Source organism: Mesorhizobium sp. B2-2-4, from assembly GCF_006442375.1.
Lineage (GTDB): Bacteria > Pseudomonadota > Alphaproteobacteria > Rhizobiales > Rhizobiaceae > Mesorhizobium.
This window is the reverse complement of record NZ_VFWB01000011.1, coordinates 1-24,774: the sequence shown is the minus strand read 5'-3', so window position 1 is coordinate 24,774 and position 24,774 is coordinate 1. Positions and strand designations below refer to the sequence as shown.

Below are 24,774 nucleotides of genomic sequence, written 5' to 3'. Positions count from 1 at the left end.
CGACGCATGGCCGGAGCAAGCCGACCTGCCGACTGGTAAAAAGCAATTCATATGCCACTCTGGCATCGACCGGTGCGACAAAATGGTCGTAAGATTCCCGTGAATTCACTGCACCGCCCCAGCAATGCGCCGGGATCGATCAGACGCAGAGATTGCGCAAATAATAGGCAATAACTGATCTTTTCATAAGCATATTGCCTAAATGAATCGCAGAACCTATTTTGAGGAAAAGCTGAATCAACTGACCCTCGGAGAAGAAAGGAGACCGCCAATGGAAGTCACCCTCGCCCGTCCGTCGGCAAAGATCCTGATGTTCCCGCTTGCAGGCTGCGTATCTGCCTCAAATTTAGGCGCGAAGGCCAAGTTCGCGGCAGAGCTTGCCTCGCTGCGTAACACGCATGCCGATTTCGATGGCTGGTATCACGAGGCCGCTGTCGAGGAAGAAAACCAGCAGCCGAAGAGCTGAACGCATCTTCAGCCTCGATATGAAAACCCGGCGCGATCGCTCGCGCCGGGTTTTCTCATGCATGTGGATCCGACCCGTTACTGCTTGGTCTCCAAGTTCGTGCCCAGCGTGTCCTTGACGAAGATCATGCCGATGACGAGCGACATCGCCGCGATTATCACGGGATACCAGAGGCCATAATAGATGTCGCCCCTGTAGGCACTGAGCGCGAACACCGTCGCCGGCAGCAACCCGCCGAACCAGCCATTGCCGATATGGTAGGGCAGCGACATGCCGGTGTAGCGGATGCGGGTCGGGAACATCTCGACCAGGATGGCCGCGATCGGACCGTAGACCATGGTCACGAACAGGACGAGGACGAACAGGATGGCGATCGTCATAGGCCAGTTCACGGCCGCAGGGTCGGCGAACATGGCGAAGGCACCGCCGCCGGGTATGTTGTAGACGGTGACCTCAGGCGCACCGGCAGCTTCGCCGGCGGTCAAAAGCTTGTCCTTAATAGCCTGATCGGTAGGAACCGTCGCCTTCTCGCCGGCGCGGATGGCGGCGGCGTCGAGCTTCAGTTCGGGATTGGCAGCGACAAACGCGTCGAGCTTCTGGTCCGGTATCTTGATCGCAGCACGCTTCAGCGGATATCCGCCGTCCTGCAGCGACATGTTGACGGCCTTGACGAAGGCGGCCTCCTTGGCCTTGGCCTGGTCGCCCGCGGCGACAGCATCGTAGGATGCCACCGTTTCATTGCCGATCTTGACCGAAGCAGCCGTACCGGGTGCCGCTGTGGAAACGACGTCATAGGGCACCGAGTTCTTGGTCAGGAACGAGGTCGCGATGTCGCAAGACGTCGTGAACTTGGCGGTGCCCACCGGATTGAACTGGAACCTGCAGTCGCCGGGTGCCGCGGTCACCGTCGCGCGGGTGCTCTGCTGTGCCTCGGCAAGGGCCGGATTGGCGGCCCAGGTCAATGCCTTGAACAGCGGGAAGGTGCAGACGATCGCCAGTGCGAGCCCGGCCATGATGATCGGTTTGCGGCCGATCTTGTCGGAGAGCCAGCCGAACACGACGAAGAAGATGGAGCCCAGCGCAAGCGCGATGGCGATCATGATGTTGACCGACTGTGCGTCCAGCTTCAACACGTTCTGGAGGAAGAACAGGGCGTAGAACTGGCCGTTATACCAGACCACGGCCTGGCCAGCCGTAAGGCCGAGCAGTGCCAGCAGCGCGATCTTGGCGTTCTTCCACTGGCCGAAGGCTTCCGAGAGCGGTGCCTTGGAACCCTTGCCCTCTTCCTTCATGCGCTGGAAGGTGGGGGATTCGGAAAGCGACAGCCGGATCCAGATGGAAATGCCGAGCAACAGGAACGACACGATGAAAGGAACGCGCCAGCCCCAGGCGGCATAGGTTTCCTTGCTCATGGAGCCCTGGACGATCAGGATGACGATCAGCGACAGGAACAGGCCGAGTGTGGCGGTCGTCTGGATCCACGACGTATAGTAGCCGCGCCGGTCGTCCGGCGCATGCTCGGCGACATAGGTGGCCGCGCCGCCATATTCGCCGCCCAGTGCCAAGCCCTGGAGCATGCGCAGGATGATCAGGATCACCGGAGCCGCGATGCCGAGGCTCGCATAGCCAGGCAGCAAGCCCACCAGGAAGGTCGACAGGCCCATGATCGTCATGGTGACGAGGAAGGTATATTTACGGCCGACAAGGTCGCCGATGCGGCCGAACAGCAAAGCGCCGAACGGACGGACGAGGAAGCCGGCGGCGAAAGCCAGCAGCGCGAAAATATTGCGCGTCGCTTCCGGAATGGTCGGGCTGAAAAAGGTCGAACCAATAAAGGCCGCGAGCGATCCGTAGAGATAAAAATCGTACCATTCGAAAACGGTGCCGAGCGAAGAAGCGAAGATGACTTTCTTCTCTTCTCGCGTCATGCCGCGGCTCTTTCCGCTGGCGGTCGATGCGATAGCCATTGAGATGCTCCTCCCGTGAGACCCTTGTGCTCGATGCAGCGCCCCTGCGTTCGCATTTCTCTCCGAACGCAGACTCGCGGCAGCAATCACGGGAAAAATGACAGAAAGCGCCTGCCAACGGCAGATGACTTTGGGATTATGACTTTGGTATTAGGTGCGGTGCGGTGGCCGGTCAGCCTTCGAGCGCCTCGATCAGACCGACGGCAGCCATCATGTCGCGCTTGCGGGCGGACCGGCGCGCGACAGCTTCCGCATCCTGTCCCCAATGCTCGATCTGCCAATCCTCGTCGACATGGCCGGCAGTCCAGGCCGCCTCACCGCCGAGTTCGCCGAACTCCACGGCCAACGCCAGCAGCGCCGAACCGGTCAGCGAGGTCATGACGTGGATCGCTGCCAGGCGCAGCGGCTCGGTGCGCTGGGCAAGATGCACACCCAGCACAGCAATAGTTTCGCGCGGTTGCTCGACGTGAATGATGCCCTCGGCAAGGTTGAAGCGAGCGCCGAGTGCTGCCTGCGCCCAGTCGAGGACAGGATCCCACAGCTCGTTCTGCCGCTCGACCAAGCCTTGTGGTGCGTCGGCGCGATAACAGAGCAGATCCGACGAGGCAAAGCGCAGTATGTCCTCCACCACCGCCTGCGGATCGCTGGCGACGCCGTCGAGCGCGGTGTTGACGAGACGCATCACCGGCATCGACACCGGATCGATGGTCTCGCCCTGGGCGGCGAATTCATCGGCGACCAGCGATGCCGCCTTCTCGGTCGGCAGCGTCAGCAGCGCCTTGCCCGGCGTGCGCACCGGCTTGCCGTCGAGATGGACGGCAAAGCCAGCATCGACGCGCGCGACCGAAACGGTCTTGTAAAAACGCTTCGGCAGCGGCTTCTTCATCTGGATTTGGGCGCGGCGCACCGGATCGGGGTCGGAGAGCAGTTTCCCCGCCTCGAGATCGCTGAGGATATCGCGCATGTCAGCCTCCTTCGGCCGTCTGCTGGCGCGGCGGCCTGTTGACGATGACCAGACCGGCGGCAATGAGACCAAGTGCCAGAAAAATGCGTATGGTCAGCGGCTCGTTCAAGAACAGGGCGCCGCACAGCACGCCGAAGACCGGCGACAGGAACGTGAAACTCGACAGGCTGGAGGCGGGATAGCGCCGCAGCAGCCAGAACCACAACACATAGGTGAAGGCGACGATATAGAGCGCCTGGAAAAGCAGGGCCAACGTCGGCAACAGCGCGGGATCGCGCACGGAGGGGCCGGCCAGAGGCAACACCAGGACGCCGACGATCGCAGCGCCGGAGAGTTGATAGAGCAGCAGCTTTTCGGCGCTCGTGTTACCCAGCTTCGAGCGCTTGATCAGGATATTGGTCAAGGCCCAGACGAATCCGGAGCCAAGGCTCAGCAGATCGCCGAACAGCATGTCCCCGCCGCCGCCGAGCTTGTCGGAAAAGACCGCGGCGAGGCCGGCAAAGGCAAGCAGAAGGCCAAGGGATTTACGCAGGCTGATCGGCTCGCCGAGCAGGAAATGCCCTCCCAGCAGCATCCAAAACGGCATGGTGTTGACCAGCAGCGTGTTGCGGGCGACCGTGGTGTGCTCCAGCCCGACATAAAGGCAGAGGAACTCGATGCCGAAGAGCACGCCGACTGCAATGCCCGCGAGCAATGTCCCGTCCCTCTTGAAAAGCGCAATGCCGCGCCAGCGGCACCAGAGGAAGACGCAGAGCCCGCCGATAACCGAGCGCGCGATCGACAGGAAAACCGGATCATAGCCGGCATAGGAGATCTTGGCAGCGACGTAATTCAGGCCCCAGGAGAACGTCAGGCCGACCATTATGGCGGCGGCCGCCATGTCAACCGCATCGCGACGGTCGAGCGCATCGGCAGCGCCGCTCATGGTCAATCCTCCGCACTGGCGTCGTCGAAGCCGATCAGGTTCCAGCTCTGGCGCATATGCGGCGGCATAGGCGCGGTGACGTCGATGAAACCTTGGTCCGGATGCGGGATGACGATGCGGCGCGCGTGCAGATGCAGGCGATTCTGCATCCCGCCCGGAAAATCCCAGTTGGTGTCGGCCTCGAAATATTTGGGATCGCCGATGATGGGACAACCGATATGGGCGGCATGAACGCGCAACTGATGGGTGCGGCCGGTATAGGGCTCCATCTCCAGCCAGGTCAGCGCCTGCGCCGCCTGCTCGATGATGCGATAGTAGGATACGGCATGGTCGGCGCCCTTTTCGCCGTGCTTGGCAATGCGCACCCGATCGCCATCCGGCGTGGCTTCCTTGATCAGCCAGGTCGATATCTTATCCTCGCGCTTGGGCGGCACGCCTTTGACCAGGGCCCAGTAGGTCTTCTCGGTCTCGCGGGCGCGAAACGCCTCGGAGAGCTTCATCGCCGCCAGCCTGGTGCGGGCGACGACCAGCACGCCAGACGTGTCGCGATCGAGCCGGTGCACCAGCCGCGGCTTCTCGCCCTTCTGGTTGCGCCAGGCTTCCAACATGTCGTCGACGTTACGGGTGACGCCCGAGCCGCCCTGCACCGCAAGGCCAGCCGGCTTGTTGAAGACGAAGACCTTCGGATCCTCATGGATCAGCATCTTTGCCAGGACTTCGGCATCGCCCTGGTTGCGGATCGAATGGCCGGTCAGCGGGCTGTCGCCCTTCTTGTCCACTTCCAGCGGTGGAATGCGCACCGTCTGGCCAGGCTCGACACGGGTGTCGGCCTTGACGCGGCCGCCGTCGACGCGGATCTGCCCGGACCGAAGCAGCTTCTGCAGATGACCAAAGCCAAGGCCCGGGAAATGGGTCTTGAACCAGCGGTCGAGCCGCATGCCCGCCTCGCCGGCCTCCACCGTGATCTGTTCAACGCCTGCCATATTGTTTTCGCTTACCCGTTTCCTGGCAGGCCCAGGCCTGCTCTCGGCGCGGCAATAGCATTAAGGCAGGCTTCTTGCGAGCCAAAGACCCAAAAACAGGGCAATGATGGCGCCAATCACGCTGGCCAGCGCATATCCAAACGCCGGCAAGGTGGCTCCCCGCTCCCACAAGGTCGCGAAATCGAGCGAAAAGGCGGAAAACGTCGTGAAGCCGCCTAAGATGCCGGTGGCAACAAACAGCCTGAGTTCGTTAGACCCGCCGCGGCGCGCCAGGGCGGCGATGAACAGGCCCATCGCGAACGAACCGACGATGTTGATCGCCATCGTGCCCCAGGGATAGTTGGGGCCGACAAGGCGCAGCGAGCCCATATTGGTCAGATGGCGAACGCCGGCGCCAATGCCGCCGCCGGCGGCCACGAGAAGCAGATTGAACATCGCCGTATACTGTCCCCGACTATTCATACCTATCCGGCGCGCCGGCTACGTTCGAAAACTTGCCAGCTCAGGTCGTTTCTGCTTTTTTCGGCTTGGTCGAGCCGATCATCTTCCAGTTCTTGTAGAACATCGAATTGATCCTCTCGACGCTCACCGAGACGATGGCGAGAAGGCCGGCGATAAGCCTGGGGACCGGGGACGGCCTGATAATGTCCATGAATACGCAGTAGCGACGACCGTCATACTCGTTGACCGAGCGATGCAGCAGCGTGTCGTCGAAAATGAACAGCGGATTGTCGTACCAGTAGTTCTTGACGTTGCCGCATTCGACGAAGATCTCTGACTTCACCGGAATGAGGTTGTAGAGGATGCGGAGGCTGAGCCGCAGCGGTCCGAAGTGCCAGGAGGTCGATTCGCGCTTGCTGAAGACGGAGACGGCAATCGTCTTGATGTATTTGAAATTCTTGTTGAACTCGGCGACGTTGTCTATCCTGTGCTTGCCATACCATTGGTAGACATACATGCCGCGCCGGCCGGCGCCGAAATTGGCGTCGATGTCGGCGATGATTTCGGCCTTGCGCGCCTTGAAGACATCCAAGACCTCGTTGACTTCGCGCTGATAATCCTGCGGGAACTGCTCCAACTTCCACACGCCCGGATTTCTGTAGCACAGGAGGTCGACCAGCAGGTTGAATGGCGAAAGCAGCCAGGTGAAGAGGCCATTGCCCAGGAAATAGCCGCTGAACAAGGACAGATTCTTGCGGTCGTTGCGCAGCACGTCGATCAGGCCGCAAACGACGAAAATTGTCGTTAGGATCGGAATGAAATAGAAGCCAAGGGCAAGGAGCGGGATGGCAATGGCGAATTTGCGAAGGGTCTTGCGAAGGGTTTTTGTCATTTTTCCACGCGCCGAGCGCGATCCTGTTGCGAATGAATAGTGCCAAAATCACGACAACGACCACCGCCCGGCCGTGCGCCTTGATAAGGTCTTTTGGGTTGCCGCACAACGGCCACGGCATCGTCGCCGGCTGACTGCCTTGTCGAGACCTCGAACTGTCGCGGGGTCAGGATAACCCGTTCTTCCTCCGGCCGGCTCGGAAGCTGCGGCATTGGCATCGATATAATCGTGGCCGTGAGCAGCGCGTGCAGAAGAACCGACGTGGAAATGCCCCAAGGCGAAGCCTCGTTTCGGACCGCAACCGCCACCGGCCGCCGCAAGCCTGCTATTCCCGCTCTTTGCGCAGCTTCGCCCAGTAGTCGAGCCGTTTCCTGATATCGCGCTCGAAACCGCGTTCGGGTGGGTCGTAGAAGGTCTGGCGACCCATCTTTTCCGGAAAATAGTCCTGGCCGGAAAACGCGTCCGGTTCGTCATGATCATAGCGGTAGCCAGCCCCGTAATCTTCGTCTTTCATCAACTTTGTCGGCGCGTTGAGGATGTGCTTGGGCGGCAGCAGCGAACCGTGCTCCTTGGCAGCGCGCGTGGCCGCTTTGAAGGCGGTGTAGACCGCGTTGGATTTCGGCGCCGTGGCGAGATAGACGGTGGCCTCGGCGAAGGCGAGTTCGCCCTCGGGCGAACCCAGATAATCGTAGGCGTCCTTGGCCGCGTTGGCGATGACCAATGCCTGCGGATCGGCCAGCCCGATGTCCTCCATCGCCATGCGCACCAGCCGGCGGCCGAGATAGAGCGGATCCTCGCCGGCGTCGAACATGCGCGCGAGGTAGTAGAGCGCGGCATCGGGATCGGAGCCGCGCACGGATTTGTGCAGCGCCGAGATCAAATTGTAATGACCGTCCTGGCCCTTGTCGTAGATCGGCGCCCGACGCTGGATGATGCGCTGCAAGCCTTCGGGACCGAACACTTCGCCTGGTTTGGCGGCGCGCCAAACTTCTTCCGCCAGCGTCAGCGAGGCCCGGCCATCGCCGTCGCTCATGCGGATGAGCATCGCTCGCGCCTCATCATCGAGCGGCAGCGCCCTGCCCTCCGTCTCTTCGGCCCTGGCCAGAAGCTTTGCGATGCTTTCCTCGCCAAGCGAATGGAAAACCAGCACGCGCGCACGCGACAGCAGAGCTGCATTGAGCTCGAAGGACGGATTTTCGGTGGTAGCGCCGACGAGCACGACGGTGCCGTCTTCCATGACTGGAAGGAAGCCGTCCTGCTGGGCGCGGTTGAAGCGGTGGATCTCGTCGACGAACAGCAGGGTCTGGCGGCCATTGGCGCGGCGCAGCTTGGCCGCCTCGAACACTTTCTTCAGGTCGGCTACGCCGGAGAAAACCGCCGAAATCTGCTCGAAGGCAAGGCTGGTTTCACCGGCAAGCAGGCGCGCCACCGTGGTCTTGCCGGTGCCGGGCGGCCCCCAGAAAATCATGGAGCCGAGCGAACCGGAATTAATCAGCCGGGTCAGCGCACCATCGGGGCCGGTCAGATGCTCCTGGCCGACGACCTCGCCAAGGTTTTTCGGGCGCAGCCTGTCTGCCAGCGGCCGGCCTGGCGGCGCCTTTTCCGGTTCATCGACACTGAACAGATCGGCCATGCACTTCTTTTTGGGTTTGGAGCGCGATCTCTTCAGCGATCGAGCTCAGTAACGCAACACCTGGCGCAGTATCTGCCCGCCGCGCTCGACGGTAAAGCGCCACCAGCGCGTATCCTGCTGGGAAGCCTGCGCCAGCGTCGCCGCCGTATCGATTGTCGTGCCGTTGACCTCGCGCACGATGTCGCCCGGCTGGAAGCCGAAATCGGCGGCCGGCGAATCGCGATTGATGTCGACCACGGTGACGCCCTTGATGTCGGTGCGCAGGCCGAGCTTCTGAGCCAGCCGCGGCGATAATTCCGCAACCTTGGCGCCCGAGAAGGGGCTGCGGCCATGCAGCGTCACCTCCGAGGGTTTTGCACCCTCGGGCGCGCGTTCCAGCGCGATGTCCATCGCCGCCTGCTGGCCTTTGGTCAGCACCGCGAAATTGGCCTTTGTACCGATCGACAGCGTCGCCATGCGATAGTCCAGTGCCTCGATGCTCTCGACCGGCCTGCCGTTGATCTGCAGGACGACATCGCCAGGCTTCAATCCGGCCTTGCCGGCCGGTCCGGACGCGTCAACGGACGAGACCAGCGCGCCGGCAGGCTTTTCCATGCCGAGCGATTCAGCGATCTGCGGCGTCACCGCTTCGAACTCGGCCCCGATGTAAGGCCGCTCGAAGAAATCGAGACCGGCCTTGGCGGCATCGGCGAAAGCGCGCACCATATTGGCAGGAATGGCAAAGCCGATGCCGATCGAGCCGCCGCTGCGGCTGAAGATGGCGGTGTTGATGCCGACCAGCTGGCCGCCCATGTTGATCAGCGCGCCGCCGGAATTGCCGGGATTGATGGCAGCGTCCGTCTGGATGAAATAACCCGAATCCGAAACGCCTATATGGCTGCGGGCAAGTGCGGAAACGATGCCGCTCGTGGTGGTCTGCCCGACACCGAAAGGATTGCCGATGGCCAGCACCAGGTCACCGACTTCGAGCGCATCGGAATCGCCGATGGCGATGACCGGGAATGGCTTGTCGGATTCGATCTTGAGCACGGCAAGATCGAGCGTCTCGTCCTTGAGCATCACCTTGCTGGTGAATTCGCGCCCGTCGGCGGTCGCGACCTTCACCTCGTCGGCGTCCTTGATGACGTGGAAATTGGTGACGATGACGCCGCTCGGATCGACAAGCACGCCCGAGCCCAGGGAGGACTGCGCGCGCGGCTGCGCGCGACCGAAGAATTCTTCGAAGAACGGATCGCCTTCGAAGGGCGAAACGACCTTGGCCGTTTGCGAGGCATAGACATTGACCACGGCAGGCGCCGTCTGCTTGACCAATGGCGCGAACGACAACTGCACCTCCTCACGGCCGAACGGCACGCGCTTGTCGGGGCCCGAGGTGGCGTTTTCGCCCTCGACGCCGTGCAGCAGGTCGGTGAGCACGTCGGAGAGGCCCGGATCGGCTTTGGGGGCATCCTCGGCCAATGCCTGCCGGACTGTCGGCGTGGTTGCGAACGCCATAAAGGCGCAGAGCAGAACCAGGGACAGTCTTTTAGCGCGCATTGCGAATCCTCCGTGCGAGTTGGGGCGCATTGTCCCGACGAATGTGCAAAATGAAAGGCTAAGGCGATTAAATCGAATTATTTTGACGCAGGAGCAGCCGAGGCGGCCAGAATATGAAAAAGGGGCCCGCAGGCCCCTTTAAATCATTTGAAAAGCGAAGCCTTAAGCGGCTGCGGCTTCCGCATCGGTGCCTTCGGCTTCGAGGCGGGCGCGGTCGCCGGCGCCCTTGGCCTCCGTGTCGCGGTCTACGAATTCGATGACCGCCATCGCGGCATTGTCACCGTGGCGGAAGCCCGCCTTCATGATGCGCAGATAGCCGCCGTTGCGGGTGGCGTAGCGCGGCGCGATGGTGTCGAACAGGCGCTTGACGACGCCTTCATTGCCGATCTGCGCGATCACCTGGCGGCGGGCGTGCAGGTCGCCGCGCTTGCCGAGCGTCACCAGCTTCTCGACGATCGGACGCAGGTCCTTCGCCTTGGGCAAGGTGGTGACGATCTGCTCGTGTTCGAGCAGCGACACGGCAAGGTTGGCAAACATCGACTTGCGATGGCTTATGCTGCGGGCGAACCGGCGGCCTTTAAATCCATGGCGCATGGCTCTTCTCCTTCATTCCGGGTTCGAGAAGCTCCTCGGAGCCTCAATATTGATCTTCGTAACGCTTGGCGAGGTCTTCGATGTTTTCCGGCGGCCAGTCCGGCACTTCCATACCGAGGTGCAGGCCCATCGCCGCCAGGACTTCCTTGATCTCGTTCAGCGACTTGCGGCCGAAGTTCGGGGTACGCAGCATCTCGGCTTCGGTCTTCTGGATGAGATCGCCGATGTAGACGATGTTGTCGTTCTTCAGGCAGTTGGCCGAACGCACCGAAAGCTCGAGTTCGTCGACCTTCTTGAGCAGCGCCGGGTTGAAGGCAAGCTCGGTGACGGCTTCGGTGGCGACTTCCTTCTGCGGCTCGTCGAAATTGACGAACAGGCCAAGCTGGTCCTGCAGGATGCGGGCGGCGAAAGCCACCGCGTCCTCGCCCGAGATCGAACCGTCGGTCTCGATGGTCATGGTCAGCTTGTCGTAGTCGAGAACCTGGCCCTCACGGGTGTTCTCGACCTTGTAGGAGACCTTCTTGACCGGCGAATAGAGGCTGTCGACCGGGATCAGGCCGATCGGCGCATCCTCGGCGCGGTTGCGGTCGGCCGGCACGTAACCCTTGCCGGTATCGACAGTGAATTCCATACGGATTTCAGCGCCCTCGTCCAGCGTGCAGATGACGTGATCCGGATTGAGGATCTCGACGTCGCCCACCGTCTGGATGTCGCCGGCGAGAACCGCACCCGGGCCCTGCTTGCGCACAACCATGCGCTTGGGGCCGTCGCCTTCCATGCGGATGGCGATTTCCTTGATGTTAAGGACGATGTCGGTCACGTCCTCGCGCACGCCGGCGATGGACGAGAATTCATGCAGGACGCCGTCGATCTGTACGGCGGTGACTGCCGCGCCGCGCAGCGAGGACAGAAGCACGCGACGCAACGCGTTGCCGAGCGTGAGGCCGAAGCCGCGTTCGAGCGGCTCGGCCACCAGCGTGGTCAGCGTCTTCTTCTTCGACGAGAACTCGATCTTGTTCGGCTTGATCAGTTCCTGCCAATTTTTCTGGATCATGATGCTTTCCTTCCGTTGACCCGCCACCATCCAATCGTGGCGGGCGACCTGGAAAACCGCGGAGGAACGCTTCTGGCGTTCACGCGGCGTTCGGTAATTCCTTAGACGCGACGCTTCTTGCGCGGACGGCAGCCATTGTGCGGGATCGGGGTCACATCACGGATCGAGGTGATGGTGAAGCCAGCCGCCTGCAGGGCGCGCAGCGCCGATTCACGGCCGGAGCCGGGTCCGCAGACCTCGACCTCGAGCATGCGCATGCCGTGTTCCTGGGCCTTCTTGGCAACATCCTCGGCAGCCATCTGGGCGGCGAAGGGGGTCGACTTGCGCGAACCCTTGAAGCCCTGGGCACCGGCCGACGACCAGGCGATCGAATTGCCCTGCGCGTCGGTAATGGTGATCATGGTGTTGTTGAAGGTCGAATTGACGTGGGCAACGCCCGACGAGATGTTCTTGCGTTCGCGACGGCGAACACGAGCGGCTTCCTTGGCCATGGTATTCCTTTCAGTTGATCTCTACACCGCCGTAATGCCAGCGGCTCCACCTTGGTAAGGGAGTGGGGAATAGGGCAGTAAGGGAGTAGGGAAAGAGCGACCCGATTGCCGGGCATTCCCTACTGCCTTACTCCCTACTCCCTTACTGCCCTAAATTACTTCTTCTTGCCGGCGATCGACTTGGCCGGGCCCTTGCGGGTGCGTGCATTGGTGTGCGTGCGCTGGCCGCGAACCGGCAGCGAGCGACGGTGACGCAGGCCGCGGTAGCAGCCGAGGTCCATGAGCCGCTTGATGTTCATCGAGACTTCGCGGCGCAGGTCGCCCTCGACCTGATAGTCGCGGTCGATCGTCTCGCGGATCTGCAGCACTTCCGCGTCGGTCAGCTGGTTGACGCGGCGCTCGGCCGGGATGCCGACCTTGTCGACGATTTCCTGGGCGAACTTCTTGCCGATGCCGTGAATGTACTGAAGCGCGATGACAACGCGCTTGTTGGTCGGAATGTTGACGCCGGCTATACGAGCCATGTTCTTCTCATCTCCATATGGGCCGGACGAGCCGGCGCTGTCTGCGTTGCCCCGCGTCCGGTGGAGGCCGGCCCTTGCGGGAGTTTCCTGGTCAAAAACGGCTGCCCTGCCCTTGCGGGCAAGCAAACTCCATGCCTGACAGGAAGACGGGCCGCCATACCCCAGCGGACCGCTTCAGTCAAGCACAATCGCTATTTGGCCGAGGCGGCCTCTTTCATCGTCGCCGCGAGCACGGCTTCGATCTCCGACGTCACGGCATCGATACCAGCCATGCCGTCCACGCTCTTCAGCCGGCGCTTGGCATAATAATAGCCGATCAGCGGAGCGGTCTTCTTGTAATATTCCCGCAGCCGCTCCTCGAACACCGCCGGATTGTCGTCCTTGCGCACCGGCTGACCGGCTGCCTTGGCCTCATCGGCTCGCTTGACGATACGGCCGACCAGCGCCTTGTCGTCGACGACAAGCTCGATGACGGTGTCGAGCGCAATGCCACGTTCGTCAAGCATCGATTCAACCGCATCAGCCTGCACCAGCGTACGCGGGTAGCCGTCGAGGATGAAACCATTGGCGCAATCGGGCTGGTCAATGCGCTCGGCCACGATGGCGTTGACGATGGCATCCGAGACCAGCTCGCCGGCATCCATGACCGCCTTGGCGCGCTTGCCGACTTCGGTACCGGCCTGGACCGCGGCGCGCAGCATGTCGCCCGTGGAAAGCTGGGGGATGCCGTGTCTCTCTACCAGTCTTTGTGCTTGTGTCCCCTTGCCCGCTCCTGGCGGCCCAAGCAAAATCAACCTCATCTGGCTTTCTTCCCCCCGCGCAGCTTCGACTTCTTGATCAGGCCTTCATACTGGTGCGCGATCAGGTGGCCCTGAATCTGCGCAACCGTGTCGAGCGTGACACTGACCACGATCAGAAGCGATGTGCCACCAAGGTAGAATGGTACGCCAGTCGCCGAGATCAGGAACTCCGGCAGCAGACAGACCAGCACCAGATAGATGGCGCCGACGACGGTGATGCGGGTAAGAACGTAGTCGATATAGTCGGCGGTGCGCTCGCCCGGACGATAGCCGGGAATGAAGCCGGAGTGCTTCTTGAGCTGGTCGGCGGTGTCCTTCGGATTGAACACGATCGCGGTGTAGAAGAAGGCGAAGAACACGATCATCGCCGCGTAGAACAACATGTAGAGCGGCTGGCCATGGCCGAGCGAGGCCAGGATGGTGCTGGCCCAGGCCGGCATGTTCGTGGTCTGCGAGAAGCCGGCGACGGTGGCCGGCAGCAAGAGCAGCGACGAGGCGAAGATCGGCGGGATGACGCCCGACGTGTTGAGCTTGAGCGGCAGGTGGGAAGTGTCGCCCTGGAACATGCGATTGCCGACCTGACGCTTCGGATACTGGATCAGCAGACGCCGCTGGGCGCGCTCGAAGAAGACGATGAGCGCGATGACGACGATGGCCAGCACGATGATCGCCAGGATCAGGCCGGTCGACAGCGCTCCGGTGCGGCCGAGTTCCAGCGTGCCGGAAATGGCATGTGGCAGGCCGGCGACGATGCCGGAGAAGATGATTAGCGAAATGCCGTTGCCGATGCCGCGCGCGGTGATCTGCTCGCCGAGCCACATCAGGAACATGGTGCCGCCGACCAGCGTGACGACGGTCGAGATGCGGAAGAACATGCCGGGATCGCTGACGATGCCGTTGCCGCCTTCAAGCCCGACCGAAATACCATAGGCCTGCACCAGCGCCAGGAGCACCGTGCCGTAGCGCGTGTACTGGTTGATGACCTTGCGGCCCTGCTCGCCTTCCTTCTTTAGCGCTTCCAGCGACGGGATGACCGAGGTCATCAGCTGCATGATGATGGAAGCGGAAATGTAAGGCATGATGCCGAGCGCGAAGATCGCCATGCGTTGCACGGCGCCGCCGGCGAACATGTTGAACATGCCCAGCACGCCCTTGCTCTGCGAAGAGAAGGCCTGCGCGAAGGCATCGGGATTGATGCCGGGAAGCGGGATGTAGGTGCCGAGGCGGTAGACGAGCAGCGCGCCGACGGTGAACCAGATTCGTTTCTTCAGGTCCTCCGCTTTGGCGAAGGCTGAGAAATTCAGATTCGAGGCTAGTTGTTCAGCAGCCGAAGCCATGCCCGATTCTCCGCTTGGTCACGCTTGATGGCCCTAAGGTCAGGCGGCGCGTGTCACCGAAGCTCACGAGATAAGCTCCGGACTGTAAACATGCAAGCGGCCGCGTTGACGCGGCCGCCATATTGAACAGGTCGAAGCGTGATCGAAAGCAAAACCGGATCGGCCTTGCCGAGCGCGCTTCAAATTGCTGTTACTCGGCGGCCGCCTCTTGCGGCAGCTTGACCGAACCGCCGGCCTTTTCGATCTTCTCGATCGCGGCCTTGGAGGCCCCGGCGACGTCAAAGGCGAGCTTCGCCTTGAGATCGCCGTCCGACAGCACGCGCACGCCGTCCTTCACGCGACGGATGACGCCGGCGGCTACCAGCGCCTCGGCCGTCACGGTCGCCTTCGCATCGAGCTTCTTGGCGTCTACAGCAGCCTGGATACGGGCCAGCGAGACGACGGTGAAGCTCTTGGCGAAGATGTTGTTGAAGCCACGCTTCGGCAGGCGCCGATAGAGCGGCATCTGGCCACCCTCGAAGCCGTTGACGGCGACGCCGGAGCGCGCCTTCTGGCCCTTGACGCCGCGACCGGCAGTCTTGCCGGAACCGGAGCCGATGCCGCGGCCGAGACGCTTCTTCGAATGCGTCGCGCCGTCCTTGTCACGCAGATCGTTGAGTTTCATCTTGCTTCTCCTGCGCCTGTGCTCAGCCCTCGTCCACGACGCGGACGAGATGCTGGACGGCAGCGATCATGCCGCGCACGGAAGGCGTATCTTCCAGCGTGCGCTGCTTGTGCATCTTGTTGAGGCCGAGGCCGACCAGCGTCGCGCGCTGTTCCTTCGGGCGGCGGATCGGCGAACCGATCTGCTCAACGGTGATGGTCTTGGTTGCTTTCTTGGCCATGGTCAAAATCCCTGGTCAGATCGACTATTCTTCAGCCGCGACGGCGGTGCCGCGGCGGGCCTGAAGGGTCGAATACTTGATGCCGCGCGCGGCAGCCACATCCTTGGGATGCATCTGGCTCTTCAGCGCGTCGAAAGTGGCGCGAACCATGTTGTAAGGGTTCGACGAACCCATCGACTTGGCGACCACGTCATGCATGCCGAGCGTCTCGAAGACGGCACGCATCGGGCCGCCGGCGATGATGCCGGTACCTTGCTTGGCGGCGCGCAGGAGAACACGGCCGGCGCCCCAGCGTCCCTCGACATCGTGGTGCAGCGTGCGGCCCGAGCGCAGCGGCACGAAGATCATGTCGCGCTTGGCCGATTCGGTTGCCTTGCGGATGGCTTCCGGCACTTCGCGCGCCTTGCCGTGACCGAAGCCGACGCGGCCCTTCTGGTCGCCGACGACGACGAGTGCTGCAAAACCGAAGCGGCGGCCGCCCTTGACGACCTTGGCGACACGGTTGATGTGGACGAGCTTGTCGACCATGCCGTCATCGCGTTCTTCACGATCGCGGCCGCGGCCGCCATCCCTACGTTCCTGTGCCATATCCTGTTCCTTGTTCTTTTCCGGAAGCACGGGTTGCTGAATGCCGACGCCTCATTGCGGGTCGCCGACGGTGAAAATCATCACTCCCTTGCATGATCCGTTTCGAAAAGTCTGCAACTTTCTGCCGACTTTCGGTCCGGATCAGGCTTAGAAGCTCAAGCCGCCTTCACGAGCCGCCTCGGCCAGCGCCTTGACGCGGCCGTGATAGATGTACGGGCCGCGGTCGAAGACGACTTCCTTGACTCCCGCCTTGGCGGCACGCTCGGCGATCAGCTTGCCAATCGCGGCAGCGGCAGCGGTATCTGCACCGGTCTTGAGCGAACCCTTGAGGTCCTTCTCGAGGGTCGAGGCGGCAGCGATGGTGTGGCCCTTGGCGTCGTCGATGACCTGGACGTAGATGTTCTTCGACGTGCGGTGAACCGACAGGCGCGGACGCTCGCCGGCGACCTTCTTGATCTGGCGGCGGACGCGCTGCGCGCGGCGCTGAGTGGCTTCCTTGGTACCCATGATGGTCTTCCTTGCCTTCAGAAAACGGGGGCCGCCCTGTGCGGTAGGCGAAAGCGCCTCCCGCGACCGCTCCCCGCGGCGTTACACTTCCTGGCTTGGCCCCTTCCGAAAAGTCTGCACCTTCCCGGGGCCAAACCCACTACTTCTTCTTGCCTTCCTTGCGGACGATCTTCTCGCCTGCGTAGCGGACGCCCTTGCCCTTGTAGGGCTCGGGACCACGGTATTCGCGGATTTCCGCGGCCACCTGGCCGACCTGCTGCTTGTCGATACCGGCAACGGTGATTTCGGTCGGCTTCGGCACGGTGATGGTGATGCCTTGCGGCGTCTCGTAGACGACGTCGTGGCTGAAGCCGAGCGCCAGCTGCAGGTTCTTGCCCTGCAAGGCGGCGCGATAGCCGACGCCGGTGATCTCGAGCTTCTTCTCGAAGCCGTCCTTGACGCCCTGCAGGATGTTGACGATCTGCGTGCGCGACATGCCCCACTTGGAGCGGGCGGTCTTGGACTGGTCGCGCGGCTCGACAGCGATCTCGCTGCCTTCCATCTTGACCAGCACTTCGTCGTTGACCACGAACTTCAGCTCGCCCCTGGGGCCCTTCGCCGTCACGGTCTGGCCGTTGACGGTCGCGGTCACGCCCTGCGGCAGCGAAACGGGTTTCTTTCCAATACGAGACATTTTGTTGTCCTCGTCACTTCTCTTGTTTCAGGTCTCTGTCTTCGGAACGATCCGAAGACCGGATTCCATTTTTCGGGATCACGCTGCCGGATCAGAAGATCTGGCAGAGGATCTCGCCACCGACGTTCTGTTCGCGCGCTTCGTGGTCGGCCATCACGCCCTTCGGCGTCGAAAGGATGGCGATACCGAGGCCGTTGGCGACATGCGGGATCGACTTGGCCGAAACGTAAACGCGGCGGCCCGGCTTCGAGACGCGGGCGATTTCGCGCACCACCGGCGCTCCGTCGAAATACTTCAGCTCAATCTCGATTTCGGACTTGCCGTTGTCGAAATCGGTCTGGCTGTAGTCGCGGATATAGCCTTCAGCCTTCAGCACGTCGAGGACGCGGGTGCGCAGACGCGAGGCCGGCGTCGACACGCTCGACTTCTTGCGGCCATAGGCGTTGCGGATGCGGGTCAGCATATCGCCGAGAGGATCGCTCAATGACATGTTATGTCCTCCTTACCAGCTCGACTTGACCAGGCCCGGGATCTGGCCGTTATTGCCGAGATCACGAAGCGCGATGCGCGATACTTTGAGCTTGCGATAGTAGGCACGCGGACGGCCGGTGACTTCGCAGCGGTTGCGGATGCGGATCTTGGCCGAGTTGCGCGGCATGGCGGCAAGCTTGAGCTGAGCGCGGAAGCGCTCCTCCATCGGCTTGGACTGGTCCATGATGATCGCCTTCAGGGCAGCGCGCTTGGGACCGTACTGGTCGGCAAGCTTGCGGCGCCTGTTGTTCTTCTCGACTGAGCTGGTCTTTGCCATTTCAGATTTTTCCTTTTCTCGCTGCCGTTACTGGCGGAAGGGGAAGTTGAAGGCCTTGAGCAGTGCCCTGGCTTCGTCGTCCGTCTTCGCAGTCGTACAAACGATGACGTCCATGCCCCAGATCTGATCAACCTTGTCGTAGTTGATCTCCGGGAACACGATGTGTTCCTTGATGCCCATGGCGTAGTTGCCACGGCCATCGAAGCTCTTCGGATTCAGTCCGCGGAAGTCGCGGACGCGCGGCAGCGCGATGTTCACGAGGCGGTCGAGGAACTCGTACATGCGCTCCTTGCGCAGCGTGACCTTGGCGCCGATCGGCATCTTCTCGCGGACCTTGAAGCCCGCGATCGAATTGCGGGCGCGGGTGACGACGGCCTTCTGGCCGGCGATCATCGCCAGATCCTCGGCCGCGATCGAAGGCTTCTTCGAATCGCCGGTCGCTTCGCCAACGCCCATGTTCAGCACGATCTTGTCGATGCGCGGAACCTGCATCTCGTTGTCGTAACCGAACTGCTCCTGCAAGGCCTTGCGGATGGTATCGTTGTAGACCTGCTTGAGGCGCGGCGTGTTCTGGGCAGTCGCCTGCTTGGTTTGAGCCTTAGCCATTGATGACTTCTCCCGAGCGCTTGGCGACGCGCACCTTCTTGCCGTCCTTCTGGAAGATGAAGCCGACGCGGGTCGGCTTGCCATCCTTGGGGTCGGCCAGCGCGATGTTCGACAGCTGGATCGGCGCTTCCTTGGTGATGATCCCGCCCTCTTGGGACTGGGACTGCTTCTGGTGACGACGGATCATGTTGACGCCGCGCACCAGCGCGGTGTCGTCCTTCGGCTGAACCGACAGGACTTCGCCCGAACGGCCCTTGTCCTTGCCAGCCAGCACGACGACCTTGTCGCCTTTTCTAATCTTCTGCATTGGTCCGGCTCCTTACAGCACTTCAGGCGCGAGCGAGATGATCTTCATGTGGTTCTTGGCGCGGAGTTCGCGCGGAACCGGTCCGAAGATACGCGTGCCGATCGGCTCTTTCTTGTTGTCGACGAGAACGGCCGCGTTCTTGTCGAAACGGATCACGCTGCCGTCCGGGCGGCGGATGTCCTTGGCCGTGCGAACCACGACCGCCTTCATCACATCGCCCTTCTTCACGCGGCCGCGCGGGATGGCTTCCTTGATCGACACCACGATGATGTCGCCCACGGAAGCGTATTTCCGCTTCGAGCCGCCCAGCACCTTGATGCACATGACACGACGGGCGCCGGAATTATCCGCGACGTCGAGGTTTGTTTGCATCTGAATCATGACTGGCCGCCTTCTTCTTTTCTAACGGGACGGGTTCTTCACCCCTCCCCGGTCTGTCCAAAATTCGTTTGTTTACGCCCAGAGATCAGGCTTGGTCCGAAGACACGACAATCCAGCGCTTGTCCTTGGAAATCGGCTTCGATTCCTGGATGAACACCTGATCGCCAACCTTGTGGGCGTTGTTCTCGTCGTGCGCCTTGTACTTCTTGGTCATGCGCACGGTCTTCTTCATCACGGGATGGGTGAAGCGCCGTTCGACCTTGACGACAACCGTCTTCTCGTTCTTGTCGCTGACGACGGTGCCCTGCAGAATGCGCTTTGGCATGGTTTTCGTCCTTAAGCCTTCTTAGCCGCGGACTTTTCCGCAGCGATGGTCTTGATACGCGCAATGTCCTTGCGGACCTGCCTCACGCGCGCGGTCTTTTCGAGCTGGCCGGTCGCCTTCTGGAAGCGCAGGTTGAACTGCTCCTTCTTCAGGCTGGCCAGGTCGTCGGTCAGCTGGTCCTGGGTCTTGGTCCGGATGTCTTCGGCTTTCATGATCAGCCCGTCCTTATTCTGCGATGCGCTGTACGAAGCGCGTCCTGACCGAGAGCTTGGCCGCGCCGAGACGCAGTGCCTCACGGGCGGTTTCTTCATTGACGCCGTCGATCTCGAACATGATCCGGCCCGGCTTGACGCGCGCCGCCCAGTAGTCGACCGCGCCCTTGCCCTTGCCCATGCGGACTTCGGTCGGCTTCGAGGTGACCGGCAGATCCGGGAAAATACGGATCCAGACACGGCCGGCGCGCTTCATCTCGCGGGTGATCGCGCGGCGGGCCGCTTCGATCTCGCGCGCGGTGACGCGGTTCGGCTCAAGCGCCTTCAGCCCGAAACCACCGAAATCCAGGTTGGTGCCGCCCTTGGCGGTACCGTGGATGCGGCCCTTGAACTGCTTGCGGAACTTTGTGCGCTTTGGCTGCAGCATCGTTCTAACTCCAAATTCCTAAATGTCTCAGGCGTTTTCGCGACGACGACCGCGTTCGCGATCACCACCACCACCGCCATGCGCATGATCGCCCTCGGTCGCGCGGCGCTCCGAAGCCATCGGGTCGTGCTCGAGGATCTCGCCCTTGAACACCCACACCTTGACGCCGCAGATGCCGTACGCCGTATTCGCCTCGGCCGTGCCGTAGTCGACATCGGCACGCAGCGTGTGCAGCGGCACGCGGCCTTCACGGTACCATTCCATGCGCGCGATTTCAGCGCCGCCGAGACGGCCCGAGCAGTTGATGCGGATGCCTTCGGCACCGAGGCGCATCGCCGACTGCACGGCACGCTTCATGGCGCGGCGGAACGCGATGCGGCGCTCGAGCTGCTGGGCGATCGACTGGGCGACCAGGGTCGCGTCGATTTCCGGCTTGCGCACTTCGACGATGTTGAGGTGCGTCTCGGACTTGGTCATCTCCATCAGCTTCTTGCGAAGCTTCTCGATGTCGGCGCCCTTCTTGCCGATGATCAGACCCGGGCGCGCGGCATGGATGGTGACGCGGCACTTTTTGTGCGGACGCTCGATCACGACCTTCGAGATGGCAGCCTGCTTGAGCTCCTTCTCGAGGTACTTGCGGATCTTGATGTCCTCATGCAGCAGCTTGCCGTACTCGCCGGTGTTCGCGAACCAGCGCGAATCCCAGGTGCGGTTGATGCCGAGGCGAAGACCGATCGGATTGACTTTCTGGCCCATTATGCGGCCTCCCCTTTTTCTTCGACTTCACGAACGACGATCGTGAGGTGCGAGAACGGCTTCTCGATACGGCTGGCGCGACCACGGCCCCGGGCATGGAACCGCTTCATGACGATCGACTTGCCGACATAGGCTTCCGCCACGATCAGCGCATCGACGTCGAGGTCGTGATTGTTTTCCGCGTTGGCGATCGCCGATTCCAGCGTCTTCTTGACCGTGCCGGAAATCCGCTTGGCCGAGAATTCCAGGTCGGAAAGCGCTGTCGCGACCTTCTTGCCGCGGATCAGCGCGGCAACCAGGTTCAGCTTCTGCGGGCTGATACGGATCGTGCGCAGTACGGCGCGCGCTTCGTTGTCAGCAAGCCTGCGCGGAGCTTTGGCCTTGCCCATGATTATTTCCTCTTCGCCTTCTTATCCGCGCCGTGACCGTAATAGGTCCGCGTCGGAGCGAATTCACCGAACTTGTGACCGACCATGTCCTCGTTCACCGAGACGGGAACATGCTTCTGGCCGTTGTAGACACCGAAGGTGAAGCCGACGAACTGCGGCAGGATGGTGGAGCGACGGCTCCACATCTTGATCACCTCATTGCGACCACCTTCACGAACCTTGTCCACCTTCTTGAGAAGGTAGCCGTCGATGAAGGGGCCTTTCCAAATAGAACGAGTCACTTGGCGTTACCTCTTCTTAGCTCTTGCGCTGATGGCGCGAGCGCAGGATGAACTTGTCGGTCGCCTTGTTGGACCGCGTCTTCTTGCCCTTGGTCGGCTTGCCCCACGGCGAGACCGGATGGCGGCCACCGGAGGTGCGGCCTTCACCACCGCCATGCGGGTGGTCGACCGGGTTCATGGTCACGCCGCGATTGTGCGGGCGCTTGCCACGCCAAACCGTGCGGCCGGCCTTGCCGTCGTTGATGTTGCCGTGGTCCGGGTTGGACACGGCACCGACGGTAGCCATGCAGGAGCCGTGAACGACACGCTGCTCGCCCGAGTTGAGGCGCAGGATCGCCATGCCCTGATCGCGGCCGACGAGCTGGGCGTAACCGCCAGCCGAACGGGCGACCTGGGCGCCCTTGCCCGGCTTCAGCTCGATGTTGTGGACGATCGTGCCGACCGGCATCGAGGCCAGCGGCATCGCATTGCCCGGCTTCACGTCGACCGCTTCGCCAGCCACGATCTTGTCGCCTGCGGCAAGGCGCTGCGGAGCGATGATGTAGGACAGCTCGCCATCGTCATACTTGATCAGCGCGATGAAGGCGGTGCGGTTCGGATCGTATTCAATGCGCTCGACCGTGCCGACGACGTCGAACTTGCGGCGCTTGAAATCGATGATGCGGTACGAACGCTTGTGACCGCCGCCGATGAAGCGTGCAGTGATGCGGCCGTAATTGTTACGGCCGCCCGACTTGGTCAGGCCCTCGGTCAGACCCTTGACGGGCTTGCCCTTGTAGAGGCCCGAGCGGTCGACGATGACCAGCTGACGGGTGCTCGGCGTTATCGGGTTGAATTTTTTAAGTGCCATTGTCCTGTCCTCGCGGCCTTGCTCAGAGACCCGTCGCGACGTCGATCGACTGGCCGTCGGCCAGCGTCACTACCGCCTTCTTGACGTCGCTCTGGCGGCCGATCGTGCCGCGGAAGCGCTTGATCTTGCCCTTGCGGACAAGCGTGTTCACGGCCATCACCTTGACGCCGAACAGCGCTTCGACGGCGGCCTTGATTTCCGGCTTCGACGCCTTCTTGGCGACGTTGAAGACGACCTGGTTCTGCTCGGAAGCCATGGTCGACTTTTCGGTGATCGCCGGGCTGACGATTACGTCGTAATGACGAAGGTCGGTCATTTAAAGCGCTCCTCGAGAGCCTCGACGGCGGCCTTCGAAAGGACCAGCGTGCCGCGGCGCAGAATGTCGTAGACGTTGATGCCCTGGATGGGCAGCACGTCGATGTTCGGAATGTTGGTCGCGGCCAGCTTGAAGTTCCGGTCGAGCTCGGCGCCACCAATCACCAGGGCGTTCGTCAGGCCCAGCGTCGCGAAATTCGCGATCAGCGCCTTGGTCTTTGCCTCGGTCAGCTTCAGCTCGTCGATGACGATGATCGACGCGCTCTTGGCCTTGGCCGAGAGAGCATGCTTGAGGCCGAGCGCGCGGACCTTCTTCGGCAGCTCGTGCTCGTGGCTGCGAACGACCGGGCCGTGAGCCTTGCCGCCGCCGCGGAACTGCGGAGCGCGCGCCGAATGGTGACGGGCGCGGCCCGTACCCTTCTGCTTGTACATCTTGGCGCCGGTGCGCGCGATCTCGGCGCGGCCCTTGGCCTTGTGCGTGCCCTGCTGCTTCTTGGCGAGCTGCCAGCGCACGACGCGCTGCAAAATGTCCTCGCGCGGATCAAGGCCGAAAATCTCCTCGGAGAGTTTCACCTTGCCGGCGTCCTTGCCGCCCAGCGTTGTGATCTTGAGATCCATTATTCCGCTCCCTCTGTGGCCGGAGCCTCATTCTTCGTGCCCATACCGCCAGCAACTGGGCGGATCGCGGCGGGCTTCGGCGCATTGGCCGGAAGCGCCACCTTGGCGGCGTCGCGAACCAGGATCCACGCACCCTTCGACCCGGGAACCGCGCCGCGGATCAGGATCAGGCCGCGGTCGGCATCGGTCGAGACGATCTCGACGTTCTGCGTGGTGACGCGCGTGTCGCCCATGTGGCCGGCCATCTTCTTGCCCTTGAACACCTTGCCGGGGTCCTGGCGCTGGCCGGTCGAGCCGTGCGTGCGGTGCGAGACCGAGTTACCGTGGGTCGCGCGGCCACCACCCATGTGGTGGCGCTTGATGACGCCCTGGAAACCCTTGCCGATCGTCGTGCCGGTGACGTCGACCTTCTGGCCGGCGACGAAATGCTCGACCGTGATCTCGGCGCCGACATCGATCATGTTGTCAGCGGAGACGCGGAACTCGGCAAGCTTGGCCTTCGGCTCGACGGAAGCGGTCGCGAAATGGCCGCGCATCGCCTTCGACGTGTTCTTCACCTTGGCAAGGCCAACGCCGAGCTGAACGGCGGTGTAGCCATTCTTCTCCTGCGTGCGCTGCGCCACGACCTGGCAGTTCTCCATCTGGAGAACGGTGACGGGAACATGTTCCCCGGCATCGTTGTAGATGCGGGTCATTCCCACCTTCTTTGCAATCACACCTGAACGCATCGGTTCAATTCCTTTAGAGTTCCGGGCCAGGGGCACCGCCCCTTACCGCGCTCTCATTCCCTTAGAGCTTGATCTCGACGTCGACACCGGCGGCCAGATCGAGCTTCATCAAAGCATCGACGGTCTGCGGGGTCGGATCGACGATATCGAGCAGACGCTTGTGCGTGCGCATCTCGAACTGCTCGCGGCTCTTCTTGTCGACGTGAGGCGACCGGTTGACCGTGAACTTTTCGATCCGCGTCGGCAGCGGAATGGGGCCGCGGACGTTGGCACCGGTGCGCTTGGCCGTCGACACGATTTCGCGCGTCGAGGCGTCGAGCACCCGGTGATCAAACGCCTTCAGGCGGATGCGGATATTCTGTCCGTTCATGCGTCACTTCCTTGTTCTGGCGCGGCGCGGGCACCCGCGCCCGCGACAGATCGGTTTAAGTCCAAATTACTCTTTGATGGTGACGACGATGCCGGCACCGACGGTGCGGCCGCCTTCACGGATGGCGAAGCGCAGCTTCTCT

At 62.2% G+C, this 24,774-nt stretch carries 36 protein-coding genes and 1 pseudogene; 1 reads left to right on the top strand and 36 read right to left on the bottom strand.

What is annotated here, in order from left to right:
* Positions 1-271 precede the first annotated feature (271 nt).
* Entirely contained in the window at positions 272-466 is a 195-nt protein-coding gene (locus FJ959_RS25035) for a DUF2735 domain-containing protein (RefSeq protein WP_140584211.1), read from the top strand.
* A gap of 77 nt (positions 467-543) precedes the next feature.
* Here the strand turns inward: FJ959_RS25035 and FJ959_RS25030 are convergent, their stop codons facing one another.
* The 36 genes and pseudogenes from FJ959_RS25030 to FJ959_RS24850 form a co-directional block, all read right to left on the bottom strand.
* On the bottom strand, positions 544-2,433 hold the full coding sequence (locus FJ959_RS25030) for an MFS transporter (protein WP_140632707.1): 1,890 nt from the start codon (positions 2,431-2,433) through the stop codon (positions 544-546).
* A 172-nt stretch (positions 2,434-2,605) separates the two neighbouring features.
* Entirely contained in the window at positions 2,606-3,397 is a 792-nt protein-coding gene (locus tag FJ959_RS25025) for an ATP12 family chaperone protein (protein ID WP_140564591.1), read from the bottom strand.
* 1 nt (position 3,398) lies between these two features.
* Entirely contained in the window at positions 3,399-4,322 is a 924-nt protein-coding gene (locus FJ959_RS25020; RefSeq protein ID WP_140515444.1) for a DMT family transporter, read from the bottom strand.
* A 2-nt stretch (positions 4,323-4,324) separates the two neighbouring features.
* On the bottom strand, positions 4,325-5,305 hold the full coding sequence (locus FJ959_RS25015; protein ID WP_140632704.1) for an RluA family pseudouridine synthase: 981 nt from the start codon (positions 5,303-5,305) through the stop codon (positions 4,325-4,327).
* A 60-nt stretch (positions 5,306-5,365) separates the two neighbouring features.
* Positions 5,366-5,740, bottom strand: a complete 375-nt coding sequence (gene crcB / locus FJ959_RS25010) for a fluoride efflux transporter CrcB (protein WP_140515446.1) — start codon at positions 5,738-5,740, stop codon at positions 5,366-5,368.
* 67 nt (positions 5,741-5,807) lie between these two features.
* Positions 5,808-6,638, bottom strand: a complete 831-nt coding sequence (locus FJ959_RS25005) for an aspartyl/asparaginyl beta-hydroxylase domain-containing protein (RefSeq protein ID WP_140584208.1) — start codon at positions 6,636-6,638, stop codon at positions 5,808-5,810.
* Between the two features lie 325 nt (positions 6,639-6,963).
* Positions 6,964-8,271 (bottom strand): replication-associated recombination protein A, encoded by a 1,308-nt coding sequence (locus FJ959_RS24995; protein ID WP_140632698.1) that lies wholly within the window; start codon positions 8,269-8,271, stop codon positions 6,964-6,966.
* Positions 8,272-8,316: 45 nt separating this feature from the next.
* Positions 8,317-9,807 (bottom strand): DegQ family serine endoprotease, encoded by a 1,491-nt coding sequence (locus tag FJ959_RS24990; RefSeq protein WP_140632695.1) that lies wholly within the window; start codon positions 9,805-9,807, stop codon positions 8,317-8,319.
* Positions 9,808-9,969: 162 nt separating this feature from the next.
* On the bottom strand, positions 9,970-10,401 hold the full coding sequence (gene rplQ / locus FJ959_RS24985; RefSeq protein ID WP_140501279.1) for a 50S ribosomal protein L17: 432 nt from the start codon (positions 10,399-10,401) through the stop codon (positions 9,970-9,972).
* Between the two features lie 43 nt (positions 10,402-10,444).
* Positions 10,445-11,455, bottom strand: coding sequence for a DNA-directed RNA polymerase subunit alpha (locus FJ959_RS24980; RefSeq protein ID WP_023682599.1), 1,011 nt, complete (start codon positions 11,453-11,455; stop codon positions 10,445-10,447).
* A 101-nt stretch (positions 11,456-11,556) separates the two neighbouring features.
* Positions 11,557-11,946 carry a 30S ribosomal protein S11 gene (gene rpsK / locus FJ959_RS24975; protein WP_006205444.1) on the bottom strand — a complete coding sequence of 130 codons (390 nt, stop codon included), beginning with the start codon at positions 11,944-11,946 and terminating at the stop codon, positions 11,557-11,559.
* A 155-nt stretch (positions 11,947-12,101) separates the two neighbouring features.
* On the bottom strand, positions 12,102-12,470 hold the full coding sequence (rpsM, locus tag FJ959_RS24970; RefSeq protein WP_006205445.1) for a 30S ribosomal protein S13: 369 nt from the start codon (positions 12,468-12,470) through the stop codon (positions 12,102-12,104).
* 191 nt (positions 12,471-12,661) lie between these two features.
* Positions 12,662-13,270 (bottom strand): adenylate kinase, encoded by a 609-nt coding sequence (locus tag FJ959_RS24965; protein ID WP_140632692.1) that lies wholly within the window; start codon positions 13,268-13,270, stop codon positions 12,662-12,664.
* On the bottom strand, positions 13,267-14,607 hold the full coding sequence (gene secY / locus FJ959_RS24960; RefSeq protein WP_140501275.1) for a preprotein translocase subunit SecY: 1,341 nt from the start codon (positions 14,605-14,607) through the stop codon (positions 13,267-13,269). Before secY ends, FJ959_RS24965 begins: the two co-directional genes overlap by 4 nt.
* 190 nt (positions 14,608-14,797) lie before the next feature.
* Positions 14,798-15,271, bottom strand: a complete 474-nt coding sequence (rplO, locus tag FJ959_RS24955) for a 50S ribosomal protein L15 (protein WP_140501273.1) — start codon at positions 15,269-15,271, stop codon at positions 14,798-14,800.
* 22 nt (positions 15,272-15,293) lie between these two features.
* On the bottom strand, positions 15,294-15,491 hold the full coding sequence (gene rpmD, locus FJ959_RS24950; RefSeq protein WP_006205449.1) for a 50S ribosomal protein L30: 198 nt from the start codon (positions 15,489-15,491) through the stop codon (positions 15,294-15,296).
* Between the two features lie 24 nt (positions 15,492-15,515).
* A complete protein-coding gene (rpsE, locus tag FJ959_RS24945; protein WP_006333394.1) occupies positions 15,516-16,079 on the bottom strand; it encodes a 30S ribosomal protein S5 in 564 nt (187 codons plus the stop codon).
* A gap of 147 nt (positions 16,080-16,226) precedes the next feature.
* Positions 16,227-16,586 carry a 50S ribosomal protein L18 gene (gene rplR, locus FJ959_RS24940; protein WP_140501271.1) on the bottom strand — a complete coding sequence of 120 codons (360 nt, stop codon included), beginning with the start codon at positions 16,584-16,586 and terminating at the stop codon, positions 16,227-16,229.
* A 139-nt stretch (positions 16,587-16,725) separates the two neighbouring features.
* A complete protein-coding gene (rplF, locus tag FJ959_RS24935; RefSeq protein ID WP_140632689.1) occupies positions 16,726-17,259 on the bottom strand; it encodes a 50S ribosomal protein L6 in 534 nt (177 codons plus the stop codon).
* 91 nt (positions 17,260-17,350) lie between these two features.
* A complete protein-coding gene (gene rpsH, locus FJ959_RS24930) occupies positions 17,351-17,749 on the bottom strand; it encodes a 30S ribosomal protein S8 (protein WP_006205453.1) in 399 nt (132 codons plus the stop codon).
* 12 nt (positions 17,750-17,761) lie between these two features.
* The gene (rpsN, locus tag FJ959_RS24925) at positions 17,762-18,067 is read right to left on the bottom strand and encodes a 30S ribosomal protein S14 (RefSeq protein ID WP_013895695.1); all 306 of its coding nucleotides are present in this window, start codon (positions 18,065-18,067) and stop codon (positions 17,762-17,764) included.
* A 27-nt stretch (positions 18,068-18,094) separates the two neighbouring features.
* Positions 18,095-18,673 carry a 50S ribosomal protein L5 gene (gene rplE, locus FJ959_RS24920; protein WP_140501265.1) on the bottom strand — a complete coding sequence of 193 codons (579 nt, stop codon included), beginning with the start codon at positions 18,671-18,673 and terminating at the stop codon, positions 18,095-18,097.
* Complete coding sequence (gene rplX, locus FJ959_RS24915; RefSeq protein WP_006205456.1) at positions 18,666-18,980, bottom strand: 50S ribosomal protein L24; 315 nt, start codon at positions 18,978-18,980, stop codon at positions 18,666-18,668. Before rplX ends, rplE begins: the two co-directional genes overlap by 8 nt.
* A 12-nt stretch (positions 18,981-18,992) precedes the next feature.
* Positions 18,993-19,361 carry a 50S ribosomal protein L14 gene (gene rplN / locus FJ959_RS24910; RefSeq protein ID WP_006205457.1) on the bottom strand — a complete coding sequence of 123 codons (369 nt, stop codon included), beginning with the start codon at positions 19,359-19,361 and terminating at the stop codon, positions 18,993-18,995.
* 85 nt (positions 19,362-19,446) lie between these two features.
* Positions 19,447-19,686 carry a 30S ribosomal protein S17 gene (gene rpsQ / locus FJ959_RS24905; RefSeq protein ID WP_010909280.1) on the bottom strand — a complete coding sequence of 80 codons (240 nt, stop codon included), beginning with the start codon at positions 19,684-19,686 and terminating at the stop codon, positions 19,447-19,449.
* An 11-nt stretch (positions 19,687-19,697) separates the two neighbouring features.
* A complete protein-coding gene (gene rpmC, locus FJ959_RS24900; RefSeq protein ID WP_006205459.1) occupies positions 19,698-19,898 on the bottom strand; it encodes a 50S ribosomal protein L29 in 201 nt (66 codons plus the stop codon).
* A gap of 13 nt (positions 19,899-19,911) precedes the next feature.
* The gene (gene rplP, locus FJ959_RS24895) at positions 19,912-20,325 is read right to left on the bottom strand and encodes a 50S ribosomal protein L16 (RefSeq protein ID WP_027026963.1); all 414 of its coding nucleotides are present in this window, start codon (positions 20,323-20,325) and stop codon (positions 19,912-19,914) included.
* Between the two features lie 27 nt (positions 20,326-20,352).
* The gene (gene rpsC, locus FJ959_RS24890) at positions 20,353-21,081 is read right to left on the bottom strand and encodes a 30S ribosomal protein S3 (RefSeq protein ID WP_140501263.1); all 729 of its coding nucleotides are present in this window, start codon (positions 21,079-21,081) and stop codon (positions 20,353-20,355) included.
* Entirely contained in the window at positions 21,081-21,470 is a 390-nt protein-coding gene (rplV, locus tag FJ959_RS24885) for a 50S ribosomal protein L22 (RefSeq protein ID WP_006205462.1), read from the bottom strand. The genes rpsC and rplV overlap by 1 nt, the downstream gene beginning before the upstream one ends.
* 2 nt (positions 21,471-21,472) lie before the next feature.
* Complete coding sequence (gene rpsS / locus FJ959_RS24880; RefSeq protein ID WP_006205463.1) at positions 21,473-21,751, bottom strand: 30S ribosomal protein S19; 279 nt, start codon at positions 21,749-21,751, stop codon at positions 21,473-21,475.
* Positions 21,752-21,767: 16 nt separating this feature from the next.
* Positions 21,768-22,601, bottom strand: coding sequence for a 50S ribosomal protein L2 (rplB, locus tag FJ959_RS24875; protein WP_140501261.1), 834 nt, complete (start codon positions 22,599-22,601; stop codon positions 21,768-21,770).
* A 22-nt stretch (positions 22,602-22,623) separates the two neighbouring features.
* Positions 22,624-22,917: a 50S ribosomal protein L23 gene (locus FJ959_RS24870; protein WP_006205465.1), complete on the bottom strand. Its 294-nt coding sequence runs from the start codon at positions 22,915-22,917 to the stop codon at positions 22,624-22,626.
* On the bottom strand, positions 22,914-23,534 hold the full coding sequence (rplD, locus tag FJ959_RS24865) for a 50S ribosomal protein L4 (protein WP_140501259.1): 621 nt from the start codon (positions 23,532-23,534) through the stop codon (positions 22,914-22,916). The genes FJ959_RS24870 and rplD overlap by 4 nt, the downstream gene beginning before the upstream one ends.
* The gene (rplC, locus tag FJ959_RS24860; protein WP_140632687.1) at positions 23,534-24,262 is read right to left on the bottom strand and encodes a 50S ribosomal protein L3; all 729 of its coding nucleotides are present in this window, start codon (positions 24,260-24,262) and stop codon (positions 23,534-23,536) included. Before rplC ends, rplD begins: the two co-directional genes overlap by 1 nt.
* A gap of 61 nt (positions 24,263-24,323) precedes the next feature.
* Entirely contained in the window at positions 24,324-24,632 is a 309-nt protein-coding gene (gene rpsJ / locus FJ959_RS24855) for a 30S ribosomal protein S10 (protein ID WP_006205468.1), read from the bottom strand.
* Between the two features lie 66 nt (positions 24,633-24,698).
* A pseudogene (locus FJ959_RS24850) lies at positions 24,699-24,774 on the bottom strand (elongation factor Tu); the annotation flags it as partial.